General features: G+C 66.3%; 1 protein-coding gene. It reads left to right on the top strand.

The window, feature by feature from the left end:
- Positions 1-161 precede the first annotated feature (161 nt).
- Entirely contained in the window at positions 162-2,816 is a 2,655-nt protein-coding gene (locus tag MUO23_01515; protein ID MCJ7511630.1) for a phage holin family protein, read from the top strand.
- The last annotated feature ends 195 nt before the right edge of the window (positions 2,817-3,011 follow it).

Here is a 3,011-nt window from a genome sequence, read left to right on the forward strand (position 1 = left end):
AACGGCGATCTCAGGCCATCGACTGCTCCCGCAGCCACACCGCCGCGCTTTGCCCCCGCCCAGAAGAAGGTAGAATCTCCCGCATCGGCTTGCCGTCCCGAGATCGTCGTGCCGCACCCCGGGCCGGATTCGGAACTCCAGGGCAGCCGCAGGAGCGTGGGATGAGCGCCTTGGGCGGATTCTTGCGTCGGCTCTTCCGGATGATCATCCTGTGGTTTGTCGACTGGCTCTCGCTGTTGGGCGCTGCGGCGCTCTTCACCGGCATCACCCTCGAAGACACGGCTGGGGTTTCCTACCTGGTAGTCGCAGCAGGCGCCGCCCTGGTGCTCGGCGTGGCCAACTTTCTGCTGCGCCCCATCCTGCTGCTGCTCGCCCTCCCACTCGGGTTCCTGGGCACCTTCGTCGCCGGCCTGATCATCAACCCGCTGCTGCTGCTCCTGACCTCCCGCCTGCTCCCGGGATTCGAGATCTCGGGATTCTGGGATGCCTTCCTGGCCAGCCTGTTCATCGCCCTGGTCAACACGGTCATCATCGTCTTGCTCAACGTCGATGATGAGAACTCGGTGTACCAGCGGCGCGTCGAGGCCCTGGCCCGCCGCCGGCCCTATGACCTCGGCCCCAATCCTACGCGGGGTCTGGTGATGCTCGAGATCGACGGCCTGAGCTACTGGCACATTCAGAAGGCGATCGAGCGAGGCTACCTGCCTGCCCTGAAGGAGATGATGGAGGTCGATGGCTATCGGCTTTCGCGCATCGACTGCGGTTTGCCCTCTCAGACCTCGGCCTGTCAGGCCGGCATCCTGTTCGGCGACAATCACGACATCCCCTCCTTCCGCTGGTACGACAAGCAGCAGCAGAAGCTGTACGTTTCCAGCCGGGACGCCGGCGAGTTGAATGCCCGCTACTCCCAGGGGACCGGGCTGCTGCGCGGCGGAAGCAGCATCAACAACATGCTCAACGGCGACGCCTTCAGCTCACTGCTGACGCTGGCGGACATCCGATCGGACGACCCCGAGGTCGGGCGCCGTCGTGCCCAGGACATCTACCTGCTCGTCGTCAATCCGTACTTCCTGATCCGCGCCATCATCGTCATGCTCGGCGACGCGGCGCTCGAGTTCGGCGAAGGCCTGATCCAACGCCTGCGCAACGTCCGGCCGCGGATGAACCGACTGCACAAGGGCTACCCCTTCCTGCGCGCCGCCACCACGACCTTCATGCGCGATGTCGCCTGCTATCTGGGCGTGCTGGAAATCGTGCGCGGCACCCCGGCGATGTACATCACCTGGCCGGGCTACGACGAGGTGGCCCATCACTCCGGCCCCTCGACCGGCGACGCCTTCCGCATCCTGGGCCGCTACAACAGTGCCATCGAGCGGATTCGCCGCACGATCGCCACCAAGGCGCCCCGCCCCTATGAGTTGATCTTGCTCTCCGATCACGGGCAATCCTTTGGGGCGACCTTCCTGCAGCGCTACGGCTACGACTTGAAGACCTTCATCGAGCGCCAGCTTCCCCGCGGCACTCAGGTTACGCACACCGCCGGAGGGGATGATGGCACGATCGCTATGAAGGCGGTCAACCAGGAATTCCAGGCGATGCAGCAGCAGGAAGTGGGCGGGCGAGTCGGCAAGGCGGTGGTTAAGCAGGGAGAGCGCTTAACCGGGCAGGCCGCCGAAGGCGCCGCGGCGGTCGACGCGTCGCCGGCAAATGTCACCGTGTGCGGCAGCGGCAATCTCGGCCAGGTGTACTTCGATCTGCAACCCCGTAAGCTCACCCGGGACGAACTCGACCAGGCCTATCCGGGGATGGTCGAGGCCCTCGTCCAGCACGAGGGCATTGGCTTCGTCGTGGGCTATCTCCCGGACGGCACACCGGCGGCGTTTGGCAAGCGCGGCCGGTGCAACCTGCACACTGGCCAGGTCACCGGTGACGATCCGCTGCTGCCCTACGGCGAGCCTGAACTGCGCGGCCGGCAGGTGCGGCGCATCGCTGACTACCCTCACGCCGGGGACCTGATCGTCATGAGCACGGTGTACCCCGATGGCACGGTGGCCGCCATGGAGGAGCTGATTGGCAGCCACGGCGGTCTAGGCGGGGAGCAGACGGATGCCTTCCTGTTCCACCCGCCCGATCTCGTCGTGCCGGAGACCGAGAACTCGGCGGATGTCTTCGGCATCCTAAACGCTCGGCGCGGCCTGCCCCCAGCTGTCCCATCGACCCAAGCCCCCGCGATCGAAGACTGGGCGTGGAGCACGATCAAGACCGGGATGGCCCGTGTTGGGCAATGGTTGTCGCTGGCGCTGCACGCCCTGGTGCTGGACCGGAAGGCCTTCCGGCGCGCCGCCGACGACCCCTACATGACGGCGCCCGCCCTGCTCATCGGCATCTTGGGATCCGCGCTGGCCGGCTATCTGATGGGACCGCCCCACGAATGGCTGCTGCCGAGCCGGGTCGCGAGCTGGCTGGTGTCCGTCCTGGCCGTGGTCGCGGCCGGTCGAGTACTGCGCGCACGGCGGGGCTTCAATCCTACGCTGCGCAGCCTGGGTTTCGCCCAAGTTGCCTGGGTGCTCGAAGGCGTCCTCGCCCTTACTCCCGTGGGGCCGGTGGCTCGCTTCCTGGCGACGCTCTACTATTTCGTGGCGGTGTGGATGGCGGCCAGCGAAGGACAGAGGGTGCGCGGGTGGCGATCGGTGCTGCTGCCCATCGTCGCCGTCTTGGTGCTGGTAATCCTGAGCCTCTCGGTCAAGCTCATGGTGTCGGGAGCGGCCTTCACGCTGGCCGCGGTCATGGTCGAGCTGGGGATCGCCGCGCCTTAGTTGAGCGACTGGCGTTTGTATCCCTGATCGCAAGCGAACGGCCGCGCATCCCGACGGGATGCGCGGCCGCCTTCTGCTGCTTGCGTCGACCCCTACTCCAGGTAGACCTCGACGTGCTGTCCCTCGGCAAGATCATCGATGTCGATGATCTTGCCGGTGGCGCCCTCGCGCACCGCCTGGGCGATCTTCTCCATC

Source organism: Anaerolineales bacterium (assembly GCA_022866145.1).
In the GTDB taxonomy this organism is placed as follows: Bacteria; Chloroflexota; Anaerolineae; order Anaerolineales; family E44-bin32; genus PFL42.